This is a genomic window from Kitasatospora sp. NPDC097605, from assembly GCF_040302725.1.
Classification (GTDB): Bacteria; Actinomycetota; Actinomycetes; order Streptomycetales; family Streptomycetaceae; genus Kitasatospora.
Window position 1 is genome coordinate 1 of sequence record NZ_JBEOSF010000045.1, and the last position, 14934, is coordinate 14934.

The 14934-nt window shown below is 75.5% G+C and carries 10 protein-coding genes and 3 tRNA genes; 1 reads left to right on the forward strand and 12 read right to left on the reverse strand.

From position 1 onward, the window contains the following. The 8 genes from ABTX81_RS33785 to ABTX81_RS33820 form a co-directional block, all read right to left on the reverse strand. The coding region (locus tag ABTX81_RS33785) for a ComEC/Rec2 family competence protein (RefSeq protein WP_350553654.1) at positions 1 to 2615 on the reverse strand (2615 nt) is incomplete at its 3' end. A gap of 245 nt (positions 2616 to 2860) precedes the next feature. After that, complete coding sequence (locus ABTX81_RS33790; protein ID WP_350553656.1) at positions 2861 to 3769, reverse strand: ComEA family DNA-binding protein; 909 nt, start codon at positions 3767 to 3769, stop codon at positions 2861 to 2863. A 176-nt stretch (positions 3770 to 3945) separates the two neighbouring features. Next, positions 3946 to 4791, reverse strand: a complete 846-nt coding sequence (locus tag ABTX81_RS33795) for a DegV family protein (RefSeq protein WP_350553658.1) — start codon at positions 4789 to 4791, stop codon at positions 3946 to 3948. Positions 4792 to 4842: 51 nt separating this feature from the next. Continuing rightward, on the reverse strand, positions 4843 to 5661 hold the full coding sequence (locus ABTX81_RS33800) for a hypothetical protein (protein WP_350553660.1): 819 nt from the start codon (positions 5659 to 5661) through the stop codon (positions 4843 to 4845). Between the two features lie 295 nt (positions 5662 to 5956). Then, a complete protein-coding gene (leuS, locus tag ABTX81_RS33805) occupies positions 5957 to 8851 on the reverse strand; it encodes a leucine--tRNA ligase (RefSeq protein WP_350553662.1) in 2895 nt (964 codons plus the stop codon). Between the two features lie 246 nt (positions 8852 to 9097). Further along, on the reverse strand, positions 9098 to 10408 hold the full coding sequence (locus tag ABTX81_RS33810) for an NsdA family TPR-like regulatory protein (RefSeq protein ID WP_350553664.1): 1311 nt from the start codon (positions 10406 to 10408) through the stop codon (positions 9098 to 9100). A gap of 104 nt (positions 10409 to 10512) precedes the next feature. Beyond that, a tRNA-Ala gene (locus ABTX81_RS33815) sits at positions 10513 to 10585 on the reverse strand. Positions 10586 to 10689: 104 nt separating this feature from the next. Further along, on the reverse strand, positions 10690 to 12273 hold the full coding sequence (locus ABTX81_RS33820; protein ID WP_350553666.1) for an MFS transporter: 1584 nt from the start codon (positions 12271 to 12273) through the stop codon (positions 10690 to 10692). Between the two features lie 102 nt (positions 12274 to 12375). On the opposite strand from ABTX81_RS33820, the gene ABTX81_RS33825 reads away from it, so the two are divergent. Next, a complete protein-coding gene (locus tag ABTX81_RS33825) occupies positions 12376 to 13329 on the forward strand; it encodes a helix-turn-helix transcriptional regulator (protein ID WP_350553668.1) in 954 nt (317 codons plus the stop codon). 111 nt (positions 13330 to 13440) lie between these two features. Here ABTX81_RS33825 and ABTX81_RS33830 read toward each other — a convergent pair. The 4 genes from ABTX81_RS33830 to rsfS all read right to left on the reverse strand — a co-directional run bounded on the left by ABTX81_RS33830 (position 13441) and on the right by rsfS (position 14870). Next, a tRNA-Ala gene (locus tag ABTX81_RS33830) sits at positions 13441 to 13513 on the reverse strand. 37 nt (positions 13514 to 13550) lie between these two features. After that, positions 13551 to 13623 (reverse strand) — tRNA-Ala (locus ABTX81_RS33835). Positions 13624 to 13755: 132 nt separating this feature from the next. Beyond that, positions 13756 to 14403, reverse strand: coding sequence for a histidine phosphatase family protein (locus tag ABTX81_RS33840; RefSeq protein ID WP_350553750.1), 648 nt, complete (start codon positions 14401 to 14403; stop codon positions 13756 to 13758). Then, complete coding sequence (gene rsfS / locus ABTX81_RS33845) at positions 14400 to 14870, reverse strand: ribosome silencing factor (protein WP_350553670.1); 471 nt, start codon at positions 14868 to 14870, stop codon at positions 14400 to 14402. Before rsfS ends, ABTX81_RS33840 begins: the two co-directional genes overlap by 4 nt. Positions 14871 to 14934: the final 64 nt, after the last annotated feature.

Sequence of the window (14934 nt, forward strand, 5' to 3'; positions counted from 1 at the left end):
TTCGGCCCCCCGCCGACTGCCCCGCGGTTTTGGGTTGGGTGGGTGGGGGGCCTCGCGGGGGGGGGGGGGCGGGGGCCGCGGCGGGGCCCCACCGCGAGCCAGGCACTGGGCATCGGCTCCGAGGCCGCGGTGGCGCGCGGGACCTCATGGGTGGCCCGGGGCCTGTGGGGGCCGTGGCCGGGGCGCTCGCCGTGCGGGTGTACGGCAGCGCCTAGGCGGGCCGGGCTGCCGCCCGTCACCGCGATGTCGCCCATCCGGTCCGTGCGCAGCACCGTGGCGCCCAGTGCCCGCAGCCGGTCCACCGTGCGCGGTGACGGGTGGCCGTACGGGTTGTCCGCACCGCAGGAGATCAGCGCCAGCCGGGGGCTCAGCGCCGCCGTCAGCTCCCAGTCCTGGTAGGCCGAACCGTGGTGCGCCACCTTCAACACGTCCACCTTGCTCTCCTTCCCGGCCGTCCTCAGCCGGCTCAACAGGGCCTCCTGCGCCGGCGGCTCCAGATCACCCAGCAGGGCCATCCGCACACCGCCCGCCAGGGTCACCAGCAGCGCGACACTCGCGTTGTTCGCACCCGACACCGCCGTCGGCTCCTCTCCGTCCGGCCACAGCACCTCCCACGAGACGTCGGCCCCGGCCGACCGGCGCTCGCCGGGGCCGGCCCTGGTCAGCGCGACCCCGGCCCGCGCCGCCCATCCCGCGACCCGGGCGGCCTCGCCCGGCGGATCGTTCACCGCCGTCCCCTGCACCGCCGCGACCCGCCGGCCGCGCAGTACGCCCGGCAGCCCCTCGACGTGATCGGCGTGGAAGTGCGTCGCCAGGAAGAGCGGCACCCGGGTGATCCCCAGGTCGCGCAGACAGCGATCGGCCGCCTGCGGATCCGGGCCGGCGTCCACCACCACCGCGCTGTCGGGCGGCCCGCCGCCCTCCGACACCACCGGCATCACCAGCATGTCGCCCTGCCCCACATCGCACATGACCAGCCGCCAGTCCGGCGGCGGCCAGCCGGTCGCGATCCGGGCCAGCACCGGCGGCCGCAGCAGCACCGCGAGCAGGACCAGCAGCAGGACGCCCACCGCCACCAGGCGCAGCCGGCCCAGCGGCCGCCTCGCACCGGCCGGGCCGACGGCGCGCCGGGGCATCAGCGCGGGCACCGTGCAGCAGAGCGCGGCCGTGCCGACGGCGAGGCTCACCGTGCCGAACCACCCGCCCGGCCAGGACAGCCGGCCACCCGGAAGCTCCGCGCCGTGCCGGGCGACCGCGGCCAGCCAGCCGGCCGGTACCCCGGCGGGCTCGGCGAGCAGCCTGGCCAGCGCGGGCGAGAGCGGGTCGAGCGCCAGGACCGCGAAGCCCAGCAGGGTCGCCGGAGCCACCGCCAGTTCGGCCAGCAGGTTGCACGGGATCCCGAGGAGGCTGACGTGCCCGAACAGCACCACCGTCACCGGCGCGCAGAGTGCCTGGGCCGCCGCCGTCGCCCCGACGGCACCCGCCAGGTGGTGCGGCCAGCCCCGCGCCCGCAGGCCGTCCGCCCAGCGCGGGCCGAGGACCAGCAGGCCGACCGTGGCGAGCACCGACAGCAGGAAGCCGAAGGAGCGCGCCAGGTAGGGGTCGAGGAGGACCAGCAGCAGGGCTGTGCCCGCCAGCGCCGGCACCGCCTGGCGCGGACGCCCGGTGGCCAGCGCCAGCAGCCCGATCAGCCCCGTCCCCGCCGCTCGGAGCACGCTCGGCTCCGGGCGGCAGATCGTCACGAAGGCCAGCGTGACGGCGGCGCCGAGCAGCGCCGTGGTGCGCAGCGGGATCCCGAGCAGGGCGGCGAGTCCGCGCCGTTCGGCGGTGCCGGCCCGCCCCGGGGCGCCGAGCAGCACGCCCAGTACGATCGCGAGGTTGGCCCCGCTGACCGCGACCAGATGGGCCAGGTCGGTGTCCCGGAACGCCTCCCAGAGGTCGTCCGGCAGCCGCGAGGTGTCGCCCACGACGAGACCGGGCAGCAGCCCGCGCTCGTCCGCCGGCAGACCGTCGGTGGCCTCCCGCAGTCCGGCCCTGAGCCGCCCGGCGATCCGCTGCGGCAGGCTCGGCGGCGCGAGCTGTCGCGGTTCGCCGTGCGCGATCAGCAGTGCCGCCGACTCGCCCGTGCGCTCGTCCGCCGGGCGGACCGTCACCTCGGCGGCGAGCCGGGTCGAGGGCAGCAGCCGCTCCCACGCGCCGGTGTCCTCGCCGCGGACCAGGACGGTGACCGGTGTGCGGGTGCGGACGGTGCGCGGGCCCGGCTCGCCCGGGAGGATGCCGTCGGGAACGGTGACCCGGTCCACCAGCGCCTCCACGGTGAGCAGGTTCTGGCCGGCCCCGGAGCCTCCCCGGGAGACCCGCACGCGCGGGTCCGCGGTGAGGGTGAGGTCGACGCCGACCTCCGCCGCCGGGGTGGCGGCGCGGGCCAGTTCGGGCAGCGGTCCGCGGTGCAGGTCCGCGGTGTGCAGGAGGGTGGCCGTCGTGGCGGCGGCCGCGGTGAGCAGCACGGCCGCGAGGGTCACCGTGGCGGGCCGGCGGCGGACCGGTCCTGCGGCCGGACCCGCCCGGAAGGCGAGGAGGACCAGCCCGAGGAGCGCGGCCGTGCCCGCCGCCACCGCGAGGACGGCGGCGTGCCCGGGCCCCAGGCCGAGGACGGCGGCCGTGACCGCCCAGGCCGCGACGGCGGGCGGCAGCAGGCGGAGGTCGTTCGGGCCCGGCGCGGCGGGGGCGACGGCGCCGGTGGTGGGAGCGGCGGTGGCGATGGTGGCACCTCCTTTCGGGCAGGGCGCGGGGCGGCCGGTGGGCGATGGGTGGGTGATGGGTGGGTGGGTGGCGGGACGAGGATGGGGGTGGCGGGCCGTCAGAGGGTGAGCAGCGGCCGGAGTTCCGTGTAGGTGCGCTCGCCGATTCCGCTCACCTGCCGGAGTTGGTCGAGCGAGCGGAACGCGCCGCCGTGGGAGGCGCGGAAGGCGATGATGCGCTGGGCGAGGGTCGGCCCGACGCCGGGGAGGGTGTCGAGCTGTTCGAGGGTGGCGTGGTTGAGGCTGACCGGCTGTTTCGACGCCGCGGGCGGCGGCCCGATGCCCGCCCCGGCGGCCGGCTGGGGACCGGGCTCGCCGACGACGATCTGCTCGCCGTCGGCCAGGAAGCGGGCCAGGTTGAGGTTCCTGGTGTCCGTCCCGGGCAGCGGCCCGCCGGCCACCCGCAGGGCGTCCGCGACCCGGGAGCCGCCGGGCAGGGTGTGCACTCCCGGGGAGCCGACCCGGCCGCCGATGTCGACCACCACGACGGCGCCCGGCGCCGCGCCGCCGGTGTCGTTCCCCGTCGTGCCGCCCACCGCGCCCTCGGGCAGGCCCGGGCCCGGGGTGGCGGCCGACGGGACCGAGGCGACGGCGACGGCCGGGACCTCGACCGACTGCGGCCGGGCCAGCCAGAAGTGTTGGACGCCGTAGCCGACGGTGAGCAGGAGGAGGACGAGCAGGCCGACCACCGCCCGCCGGTCGAGCGCCAGCGCGTGGCCCGTCCACGGGTTCGGGACACGGTCGGGCCCGGCGCGGTCGGACACGACGCCATCGGGCCCGGCCCCGCCGGGCGCCCCGGCCCCGGGCGGCGGCACACCGCCACCGGCCGCCGGTGCCTCGTACACCGAGGGTTCGGTGTCCGGCGGTTCACCGGACTCGGGCAGCAGGGCCGCCATCCGCAGGCTCGCGGTCTCGTTGACCCGCTGGATCTCGTGGCGCTTGCGCGCGCCGATGCGCATGCTCGTCATGCGGAGCACGGTAGGAACCGCCCGAGCAGCGCGCGGAAATTACCGAACGCCTGTGGAAAACCCCGGGGTTGTGGATGAGAAAGGTCACCCGCAGGAGGGAGAGGAAGCGTCAGTTGTTGACGGCCCGCCGGCCGGACGGTCCCGTACCGCGCATCCCCGCCACTCCCGTCACCCCGTCACCGGGGCGAGACCACCACCGCGAGCAGCCCCGGCCCGACGTGCGCGCCGATCACCGCCCCCACCTCGCCCACGTAGAGGTCGCGCAGCCCCGGCACCCGCCCCCGCAGCCGTTCGGCGAGCGGCTCGGCCCGGTCCTCCGCCGCCAGGTGGTGGACGGCGATGTCGACCTCCCGCTCCCCCGCCCGCTCGACCGCGATCTCCTCCAGCCGGGCGATCGCCCGGGACGCCGTGCGCACCTTCTCCAGCGGCTCGATCCGCCCCCCGTCCAGGTGCAGCAGCGGCTTGACCGCGAGCGCCGAGCCGAGCAGCGCCCGCGCGGCGCCGATCCGGCCGCCCCGCCGCAGGTACTCCAGGGTGTCGACGTAGAAGAAACCGCTGGTCGCGGCGGTCCGCCGCGCGACGGCCGCCGCCGCCTCGTCGAGGTCCCGGCCGGCCGCGATCGCCTCGGCCGCCGCCAGCACCCCGTACCCGAGGGCCATCCCGACCAGCCGGCTGTCCACCACCCGCACCGGGACGGGAGACTCGGCGGCCGCCAGCCGGGCGGCCTCCGCCGTCCCGGACAGCTCGCCGGAGATGTGCACCGAGACGACGCCCCGCGCCCCGCCCTCGGCGGCCGCCCGGTAGGCGGCGGCGAAGGACTCCGGGCTGGGCCGGGAGGTGGTGACCCGGTGCTTGCCGCGCAGGGCCTCGGCGACGTCCTTCGGGGAGATCTCGACGCCCTCGGCCCGCACCTCGTCGCCGACCGCGACGCTCAGCGGGACCACGGTGATCCCGTGCCGGTCGACGGCTTGCTGGGGCAGGTAGGCCGTGGAATCGGTGACGAGTGCGAGGTCGGCGGGCATGAGGCGGAGGTTACTCCCCGCCCGGGCCGGACGGCAGCATCCGGACCGGGATCAACCGGCCGAGGGGCCGGTGGACGGCTTGCGCAGCCGCTGCGCCAGCTTGGCCACCGGGTCGGCGAGGCCGAGCAGCTCCTCGGCGCTGGGCCGGCCGCCGCGGCCGTCCGTGAGCCCGGGCCGGGCCCCGCCGGCCCCACCCGCCTCGCGCGCCGCACCCGACGCGCCCGCCGCCCGGGAAGCACCGGAAACACCGGAAACACCCGAAACACCGGAAGCACCAGCAGCCCCCGAAGCACCGGAACCACCCGCGCCCCCCGAAGCGACGTCCCAGTGCCGCAGCGCCCCCGCCTCGTCCTCGCACTCCCGGCTCAGCCGGCTCAGCTCCTCCTCCGCGAACCGGTGCATCCGGTCCTGCGCCGCCCAGCGCATGGCCTCCGCCGAGTGGGTGATCCGCTCGGCCCGCTCGCGCAGCTCCGGCAGCTTCGCCGCGACGCGCCCGGCGTCCGGCTCGCGCTCCAGCATCCGCAGCTCGCTGTCCAGCTCCGCCGCGTGCGCGTCCAGCCGGGCCAGCAGCGCGAGCGACTCGCCGAGCTGGCCGTCCTGGGCGACGCCGCCCTGCAGGACCTGCCGGGTCCCGTCGAGCGCGGTCCGCAGGCGCAGGCGGACGGCGGAGATCTGCCCCTGCGGGCCGGTCTGGGTGTAGGTCTTGGCCTTGAGCGTGACGTTCTCGACCGCCCGACGGGCCTTGGCCTCCTGGCGTTCCATCTTCTCGCCGACCGCCCGGGCGGCCTTGACCAGGCCGACGACGACGAGCACCGCCACGCCGAGCCCGAACAGCAGGGCGAGTACGAGCAACACCCCGAGGATCTCCATCACACGCCGCCTTCCGCCGCCGAACCGGCCCCACCGGGCCCAACGCGGGCCGGCCCACCGAGGGTTCCACGGTATCCCCGGTACCCGCCCGGCGGACCGCCGATCGGGGGCGCCGGGCCGGACTTCAGGGGCGGCTCAGGGACGACTCGGGGTGAACCCCGAGCCCGCCGAACCGTATCCCCCGGACCCCGAGCCCCACCGAACCCCCGGCCCCCGAACCCCCGGAAGGCGCCCCCGACGCACCGCGGGGCGGGCGCCCCCGAAGGAACACCCGCCCCGCCGTCCGGCAGCGGCCTCAGCCGGTGACGATGTTGACCAGCTTCGGCGCCCGCGCGATCACCTTGCGCACCTCGGCCCCGCCGATCGCCGCGACGACCGCCGGGTCGGCCAGCGCCAGCGCCTCCAGCTCGGCGTCCGAGATCGACGGCGCGACCTCCAGCCGGGCCTTGACCTTGCCCTTGACCTGCACCACGCAGGTCACCGTCTCGTCGACGACGTACGCCGGGTCGGCCACCGGATAGTCGGCGTACGCCAGCGTCTCGCCGTGGCCCAGCCGCCGCCACAGCTCCTCCGCGATGTGCGGCGCCAGCGGGGCGACCATCAGCACCACCTGCTCGGCCACCGACCGCGGCGTGGAACCGCGCTTGACCAGGTAGTTGTTCAGCTCGATCGCCTTGGCGACGGCCGTGTTGAAGCGCAGCCCGGCCATGTCGCCGCGGACGCCGTCGACGGCCTTGTGCAGGGCGCGCAGCGTCGCCTCGTCCGGCTCCTCGTCCGTCACGACCAGCTCGCCGGTCGCCTCGTCGACGATGTTGCGCCACAGCCGCTGCAGGAAGCGGTACGAGCCGACGACGGCGCGGGTGTCCCACGGGCGGGAGACGTCCAGCGGGCCCATCGACATCTCGTACAGGCGCAGCGTGTCGGCGCCGTACTCGTCGGCGATCTCGTCGGGGGCGACGGCGTTCTTCAGGGACTTGCCCATCTTGCCGGCCTCGCGCTTGACCGGCTCGCCCTGCCAGAAGTACTGGCCGCCGCGCTCCTCGACCTCGGCGGCGGGCACCGGGAAGCCGCGCTCGTCGCGGTAGACGTCGGCGGTGATCATGCCCTGGTTGAACAGCTTGTGGAACGGCTCGACGGACGAGACGTGGCCCAGGTCGTGCAGCACCTTGTGCCAGAAGCGGGCGTACAGCAGGTGCAGCACGGCGTGCTCGGCGCCGCCGACGTACAGGTCGGCGCCGCCGCCGGGCTTCTGCTCGGTGGGGCCCAGCCAGTACCGCTCGTTGGCCGGGTCGACGACCTGCTCGCGGTCGGACGGGTCGATGTAGCGCAGCTCGTACCAGCAGGAGCCGGCCCAGTTGGGCATGGTGTTGGTCTCGCGGCGGTACGTCTTCGGCCCGTCGCCCAGGTCCAGCTCGACGGTGACCCAGTCCTCGGCGCGCGACAGCGGGGTCTTCGGCGTGGAGGTGGAGTCGTAGGGGTCGTAGGTGTGCGGCGAGTAGTCGTCGACCTGCGGGACCTCGACGGGCAGCATCGACTCGGGCAGCGCGTGCATGACGCCGTCCTCGTCGTAGACGATCGGGAAGGGCTCGCCCCAGTACCGCTGGCGGCTGAACAGCCAGTCGCGCAGGCGGAAGTTGACGGTGCCTTCGCCGATGCCGCGCGCGGTCAGCCAGGCGGTGACGGCGGCCTTGGCGTCGACGACGCTCAGGCCGTTCAGCGCGATGCCGTTCTCGGTGCCCTCGTCGTGGGCCGAGTTGACGATGACGGAGTCGTAGGTGTCGAACGCGTCGTCCCAGGCGGCCGGGTCCTCGCCGCGCCCGTCGGTGGGCTCGACGACGCAGCGCATCGGCAGGTCGAAGGCGCGCGCGAAGGCGAAGTCGCGGTGGTCGTGGGCGGGGACGGCCATGATGGCGCCGGTGCCGTAGCCCATCAGCACGTAGTCGGCGATGAAGACCGGGACGGGCTCGCCGCTGACCGGGTTGACGGCGTGAGCGCCGGTGAAGACGCCGGTCTTGACCTTGGCCTCGACCTGCCGCTCGACGTCGGACTTGGCGGCCGCGGCGGCGCGGTAGGCGGCGACGGCCTCGGCGGGGGTGGCGGCGCCGCCGGTCCACGCCTCACGGGTGCCCTCGGGCCAGGCGGCGGGCACGATCGCGTCGACCAGGTCGTGCTCGGGGGCCAGCACCATGTAGGTCGCGCCGAACAGGGTGTCGGGGCGGGTGGTGAAGACGGTGATGTCGCGCTCGCCGACGGCGAAGTCGACGCGGGCGCCCTCGGAGCGGCCGATCCAGTTGCGCTGCTGCAGCTTGATGGCCTCGGGCCAGTCCAGCAGGTCCAGGTCCGCGATCAGCCGGTCGGAGTAGGCGGTGATCCGCATCATCCACTGGCGCAGGTTGGACTTGAAGACGGGGAAGTTGCCGCGCTCGGAGCGGCCGTCGGCGGTGACCTCCTCGTTGGACAGCACGGTGCCCAGACCGGGGCACCAGTTGACCGGCACCTCCTTGGCGTAGGCCAGCCGGTACTCGCCCAGCACCTCGTCGCGCTCGGTACCGCTCAGCCCGGACCAGGCGCGGCCGCCGGGGACCTCACGGGTGCCGTTCTCGAACTCGGCGACCAGCTCGGCGATCGGACGGGCCTTGGCGGCCTGCTCGTCGTACCAGGAGTTGAAGATCTGCAGGAAGATCCACTGCGTCCAGCGGTAGTACTCGGGGTCGATCGTGGCGATCGAGCGGCGCGGGTCGTGGCCCAGGCCCAGCCGGCGCAGCTGCTGGCGCATGTTGGCGATGTTGGCCTCGGTGGAGACCCGCGGGTGGGTGCCGGTCTGCACGGCGTACTGCTCGGCGGGCAGGCCGAAGGAGTCGTAGCCCAGGGTGTGCAGGACGTTGTAGCCGTTCATCCGCTGGTAGCGGGCGAAGACGTCGGTGGCGATGTAGCCCAGCGGGTGGCCGACGTGCAGGCCGGCGCCCGACGGGTACGGGAACATGTCCATGATGAAGCTGTGCGGCTTCGCGGCGACGTCCGCGGCGGCCGGGTCGGCCAGGTCGCCGGCCGGGTTGGGGGCGTGGAACGTCCCCTCCTTCTCCCAGATGTCCTGCCAGCGGGACTCGATCTCCGCCGCCAGGGCGGCGCTGTACCGGAACGGCGCGGTCGCGGTGTCGGCCGCACCGGACGCAGGGGTCGTCTCGCTCATGGTCCTTCAAGCTCCATCGATGTCAGTTGGCGAACCGGCGCTCCGGGCCGGCGGCGGGACGGGTGCCCGGGCCGGGGCCCGGACGGACGCCGGGCGGCGGGCCCGGGCGGAAAACAAAAAAGCCCCTCGCAGGAGGGGGTGCCACGCCGACTCCGGCTCCGCCCTCGGGCGTGGCCGGTCCTGGTCAGCGCGGCCGACTAAGGAGCAGGCGCGCGGTTCGCATGGGCTCAGGGTACCGCAAGGGGGTCAGCGGCCTCCCGGGGATACCGCCGCACGGAACGCCGCGTCGATCCCGCGCAGTGCCCGCGCCACCCGCTCCGACTGCATCCCCGCCGCCAGCGCCCGGGCCCGGTCCGCGGTGCGCGCGGCCTCGGCGTCGTCGCCCGCCAGCCGCTGCGAGTCGGCCAGCCGGACCATGAGCAGCGCCCGGGACCGGGCCCGGGCGGGCCCCAGGCCCGCCACCGCCTCGGTCAGCAGCGCCTGCGCCCGGTCGTGCTCGCCCAGGAACAGGTACCCCTCCCCCACCATGCCCGCGAGGTCCGCCCGCTCCTCCGCCGGGGCGCCGTCGCCGGTGGCGTCCAGCTCCGCGAACGCCCGCGCGGCCGTCCCGGCGAGGCCGGCCGCGTCGCCGCGCCGCCCGTGGGCGCGGGCGATCCGGCCGAGTTGCAGCGCCCGCTCGGCCGGGGCGAGCCCGTCCCCGGCGGCCGCGACCGCTTGCGCGAGCACGGTGACCACGTCCAGTCCGCGTCCGCCGGCGCTCCAGGTGGCCAGCACCACCAGGCCGCCGAGCACCGCCACCCCGTCCCGCCGTTCGCCGCCCAGGTGGGCGGCGCGCAGCGCGGCCGCGAACGCCCGCTGCGCGGTGGCGTCGTGGCCGAGGTCGAAGGCGGCCCAGGCGGCGAGCGCGGCGAGCCGGCCGGCGGCGCCGTAGAGGGCCCGGCCGAGCGGTTCGTCGTAGCGGCCGAGTTCCAGCAGTTTGGCGACCATGGCGAGCTCGGCGCGGACGGGGCCGAGGACGAGCCCGCCGCCGCAGGATCGTTCCAGCCGCTGTTTGCCGCGGTGGGCGGCGGCGAGTTCGCCGATGACCGCGGGGTCGACGCGCAGCGCGCCGTCGCCGCCGAGGGCGGGCGGCGGGGTGGCCAGCCGGCGGGCGGCCTCGGCGAGGTCGGCGCCCCGGAAGAGGTCGGTGAGGCGGACGGGGCCGGCGTCGGCGGCGGTCTCGCGCAGCGCGGTCTGCGCGGTGTCGGCGGTCCACGGGTCGGTCAGCAGGCGCGGGGAGAGGATCTTGGCGCCGCGGTGGCCGCCCATCGCGCCCCAGAGCTGTTCGTAGGTGACGGCGATGCCGAGGGTGCGGCTGAGCACCTCGCAGACGGCCTGGTCGTGCGGGCTGCGCGGGACCATGCCCCGGTCGCGCCACTTGTAGGGGGCGGTGGAGCTGATCGCGAGCCGGGCCGGGACGGTCTCGTTGACCTCGCGGGCGAGCCGCTCCGGGCTCCAGCCGAGCTGGTGGAGTATCCGGGCGAGTTCCTCGTTGCGTCTGCGCTCCAGATCCGCCATGGCTCCGACGGTAGCGGTCCGCCGGGGGCCGCCGCCGGGAGCCCGCGGAAATGCCGTGAACGCCGAAGGCCGCCTCCCGTTCGGGAGGCGGCCTTCGTTTCCTGTGGAGCTACGGGGAATTGAACCCCGGACCTCTTGCATGCCATGCAAGCGCTCTACCAACTGAGCTACAGCCCCTTGACCTGCGATGTCACCGGGGGTTCGTTCCGTTTCCCTCGGCGACATCGACTACTTTACACGGTCCTGGGGGTGCTCCACGAATCCGTTCCCCGGGCGGCCTCCTACCCGCCCGCCCGACGCCCCTCCGCGGACGCCTCCACCCGCTCCACCGCCGGCGCCCCCGGCCGTTCCACCGCGGGCGCCTCCGTCCGCTCCTCCGTCCGTCCGGACGTCGCCTCCGTCCGTCCGGACGCCACCGCCCGGGCGGCGAAGCCGGCGCCGAGCGCGACGGCCCCGCCGATGACCGCCGTGGTGAGCAGCAGCGCGTGCCCGGAGTCCCCGGCCGGCGCGGGCAGGTCGGCCGCGCCGAGGAACACCGAGCCGAGCAGCGCGATGCCGACGACCTGGCCGAGCTGGACCGCCGTCACCACGAACCCGCTGGCGTCCGCCGCGTCGGCGGGGGCCACCCGGGCGAGCGCCCGGCCGAACAGCGGCGCGTAGGCGCAGCCGGCCAGCAGCCCGAGGACCGCGGAGAGCAGCAGCGGCGCGGCACCGAGCCCGGAGCCGTCGCGCAGCAGCAGGCCGAGCAGCAGGTAGCCGACGGCGAGCAGCCCGGTGCCGAGCGGCGGCAGGAGGCCGTGCAGGCGCCGGGGCAGCCGCTGCCAGTACAGGCTGGCGACGCCGAAGCCGGCCGCGATCGGGGCGGAGCAGAGGCCGGCCCGCAGGGCGCTGTACCCGAGCCCGGACTGCTGGTGCAGGGCGAAGGAGAACATGAAGCCGGCGAAGGCCAGCAGGATCATGAAGACCGCGCCGACGGCGGGCAGCAGCCCGGCCGCGCCGAGGACCCGTCCGCTGATCAGCGGCTGTCCGCCGCGCCGCGCGAGCCGCCGTTCGACGACCGCGAACAGGGCGAACAGCAGGGCGCTCGCGCCGAGCATCGCCCAGCCCCAGCCGGGCCAGCCGAGTTCGTGGCCGAGCACCAGCGGGACGACGAGCAGCCCGAGGGCGGCGGCGAGCACCAGCAGGCCGGGCAGGTCGAAGCCGCGGTCGCGGTCCCCGGGCAGCCGGGGCAGCAGCCGGGCGCCGGCCGCCAGCAGCGCCACGCCGATCGGCAGGTTGACCAGGAACACCGGGCGCCAGCCCGAGCCGAACAGGTCGGCGCTGACCAGCACCCCGCCGAGCACCTGCCCGGCCGCGATGCCGCCGGCGAGGACGGCGGAGTACAGGCCCAGGGCGCGGACGCGGTCCCGGCCGGTGAAGGTCCGCTGGATGAGGCTCATCACCTGGGGCACCATCAGGGCCGCCCCGGCGCCCTGGAGCAGCCGGAAGGCGATCAGCCAGCCGGTGGCGGGGGCGAGCCCGCAGGCCAGCGAGGCGGCGGTGAAGGCGGCCAGACCGCTCTGGAAGACCCGGCTGTAGCCGTAGCGGGCGCCGAGCCGTGCTCCGGTGACGAGCAGCACGGCGTAGCTGATGGTGTAGCCGGCCACCACGAACTGGAGGGCGGCGCCGGAGGCGTGCAGGTCGGTGCGGACGGTCGGCACCGCGACGTTGACGATGGCGGTGTCGAGCACGGCCATGAACTGGCCGCTGAGGACGAGGGCGAGGAGCGGTCCGGGCCGGGCGACGGACGCCGCGCCGGGCCCGGCGGCGGGGGCGGCCGGCGAGGCGGCCCGGGCCGGACCGCGCCGGGTCTGGAGATCGGTCATGCGTCGAGCGTCGCGACGGCCCGGTACCAGTGGTTAGAGCCTGCCGATCCTGGTACCGGCAGCACCTGTCACGCCCCGCCGGGCTGCGGCACGATGGCGGGTATGACCGTCGCGGACACCCCCGGCACCGTCGGGCCCGCCCCCGCCCGGACCCCCTCGGACCGAGCCGGGGCCGGCCGGCGCGACCGGCGCCGCACCGAGCTGGCCGAGTACCTGCGCGCCCGCCGCGCCCGGGTCTCCCCCGAGGACGTCGGCCTGCCGCCCGGCCTGCGCCGCCGTACGCCCGGCCTGCGCCGCGAGGAGGTGGCGCAGCTCGCCGGGGTCGGGGTCACCTGGTACACGTGGCTCGAACAGGGGCGCCGGATCAACGCCAGCGAGCAGGTGCTGACCGCGGTGGCCCGGGTCCTGCTGCTGGACGCCGCCGAGCGCGAGCACCTGTTCCGGCTGGCCGAGGTGGCGGTGCGGCGCCCGGCGCACCCGGAGCCGGTGCTGGACCCGTCGACCCAGCTGATCCTGGACGCCCTGGTGCCGCTGCCGGCCGCCGTCTCCAACAGCCGGTACGACGTGCTGGCGTGGAACTCCAGCTACGAGGCGCTGTTCGCCGCGAGCCGGACGCGGACGGCCGACGGCTGGTTCAACAGTCTCTGGTGCACGGTGACCAGCCCGGACTGCTGCAATCCCTTCCTGAACCGGGACGAGCAGCTGCCGCAGATGGTCGCGGTGCTGCGCGGCGCGTACGGCCGGCACGTCGGCGAGCCGGCGTGGGAGGAGTACGTGCGCTCGCTGCTGGCGGCGAGCGCGGAGTTCCGGGAGCTGTGGGCCCGCCAGGAGGTGTCCTCGCGGGCGACGTCGCTGAAGGTGTTCCGGCACCCGCTGGTGGGCGTGATGCGGCTGAACGCGACGTACCTGACGATCCCCGGGGTGCCGGAGGCCTACGTCGCCGTCTACACCCCGGACTCGCCGCAGGACCGCGCGCGGGTGGAGCGGCTGGCCGCACTGGCTCCGGGCGGCTGGACCGCCCCGTGCGGCCACACCCGCACCGGGCCGACCGGCTGAGCGGGGAACATCCGGCGAGGGGAGAGGCAGGGGAAGGCAGAGGAAAGGCAACGGACAGCGCCCGGAACGCCGGAAGGCCGCCACCCACCGGGTGACGGCCTTCCTCGTCTGTGGAGCTACGGGGAATTGAACCCCGGACCTCTTGCATGCCATGCAAGCGCTCTACCAACTGAGCTACAGCCCCGCGACACACGTGATCCCTGCGGACCCCGGGTGCGGAGTGGAGCTACGGGGAATTGAACCCCGGACCTCTTGCATGCCATGCAAGCGCTCTACCAACTGAGCTACAGCCCCTCGCTGACCGGATCTCCCGCTTCCCTTCCGGGCCGCGTTCCCTCCGTGCGAACGAGGAAGACTCTAACCGCAAAGGCCCGGAACTGCGAAATCCGCCCCCCGGGGCCCCCTCCGCACCCCTGCCGGGGAACCTCAGGTGTCGTCGCCGATGACCGGCTGCGGCAGGGTGCCCGCGTTGTGCTCCAGCAGCCGCCAGCCCCGCGCGCCGCGGCCCAGTACGGACCAGCAGCAGTTCGACAGGCCGCCGAAGCACTCCCACAGCACCGGCTCCAGGCCGAGCATCCGCCCGAGCATGGTGCGGATGGTGCCGCCGTGGCTGACCACGACCAGGGTGCCGTTGTCGGGCAGCTTGCCGGCCGCGTCGAGCACCACCGGCACGGCCCGGTCGGCGACCTCGGTCGCGAGCTCACCGCCGCCGCGCCGCACCGGCTCGCCCCGGGTCCAGGCCTCGAACTCCTCGGGGTGGCGCTCGCGGATCTCCGCGTTGGTCAGCCCCTGCCAGGAGCCCGCGTAGGTCTCGCGCAGGCCCTCGTGGTGCTCGACGTCCAGGCCGGTGACCGTGGCCAGCTCCGCGGCGGTGCGCCGGGCCCGCTGGAGGTCGGAGGAGATCAGCAGGTCCGGGCGCAGGCCGGAGAGCAGCCGGGCGGCCCGCTGCGCCTGCAGCACGCCCTGCCCGGTCAGCTCGATGTCCGTGGTGCCCTGGAAGCGGGATTCGAGGTTCCAGGAGGTCTGGCCGTGCCGCCAGAAGACGATGCGCGGACCCCGCGCGTCCCGGCTCAGCTGTAGTCCTCGGCGCCGAAGTCGTCCGCCGGGGCCTTCTCGGCCGGGGCGACGGCGTTGCCGGCCGCGTCGGTGTGGGCGTCGGGGCGGTTGCGGGAGGCCAGCGCGTCCTCCGGCAGCGCCAGCTCGGGGCAGTCCTTCCAGAGGCGGTCCAGCGAGTAGAAGGAACGCTCCTCGGAGTGCTGGACGTGCACGACGATGTCGAGGTAGTCGAGCAGGATCCAGCGGCCCTCGCGCTCGCCCTCCCGGCGCACCGGCTTGATGTCCAGCTTCTCGCGCAGCTGGTCCTCGATCTCCTCGGCGATCGAGCGGACCTGGCGGTCGTTGCTCGCGGAGGCGATCAGGAAGGCGTCGGTGATCGACAGCACCTCGCTGACGTCGAACGCGACGATGTTGTGGGCCAGCTTGTCGGCCGCCGCCTGGGCGGCGACGTTGATGAGTTCCTGGCTGTGCTCAGTGGCGGTCACGGTGTTCTTCCGGCTCGGCGGCTTGGGGCGCCCCGTGCGCGGCGCGCCGGGGATCGCCTTCCAG

Bases quoted from the DNA above. Each gene is read 5' to 3' on its own strand.
- ABTX81_RS33790 (WP_350553656.1), bottom strand. From the start codon at position 3,769: ATGACGAGCATGCGCATCGGCGCGCGCAAGCGCCACGAGATCCAGCGG.
- ABTX81_RS33795 (WP_350553658.1), bottom strand. From the start codon at position 4,791: ATGCCCGCCGACCTCGCACTCGTCACCGATTCCACGGCCTACCTGCCC.
- ABTX81_RS33800 (WP_350553660.1), bottom strand. From the start codon at position 5,661: ATGGAGATCCTCGGGGTGTTGCTCGTACTCGCCCTGCTGTTCGGGCTC.
- leuS (WP_350553662.1), bottom strand. From the start codon at position 8,851: ATGAGCGAGACGACCCCTGCGTCCGGTGCGGCCGACACCGCGACCGCG.
- ABTX81_RS33810 (WP_350553664.1), bottom strand. From the start codon at position 10,408: ATGGCGGATCTGGAGCGCAGACGCAACGAGGAACTCGCCCGGATACTC.
- ABTX81_RS33820 (WP_350553666.1), bottom strand. From the start codon at position 12,273: ATGACCGATCTCCAGACCCGGCGCGGTCCGGCCCGGGCCGCCTCGCCG.
- ABTX81_RS33825 (WP_350553668.1), top strand. From the start codon at position 12,376: ATGACCGTCGCGGACACCCCCGGCACCGTCGGGCCCGCCCCCGCCCGG.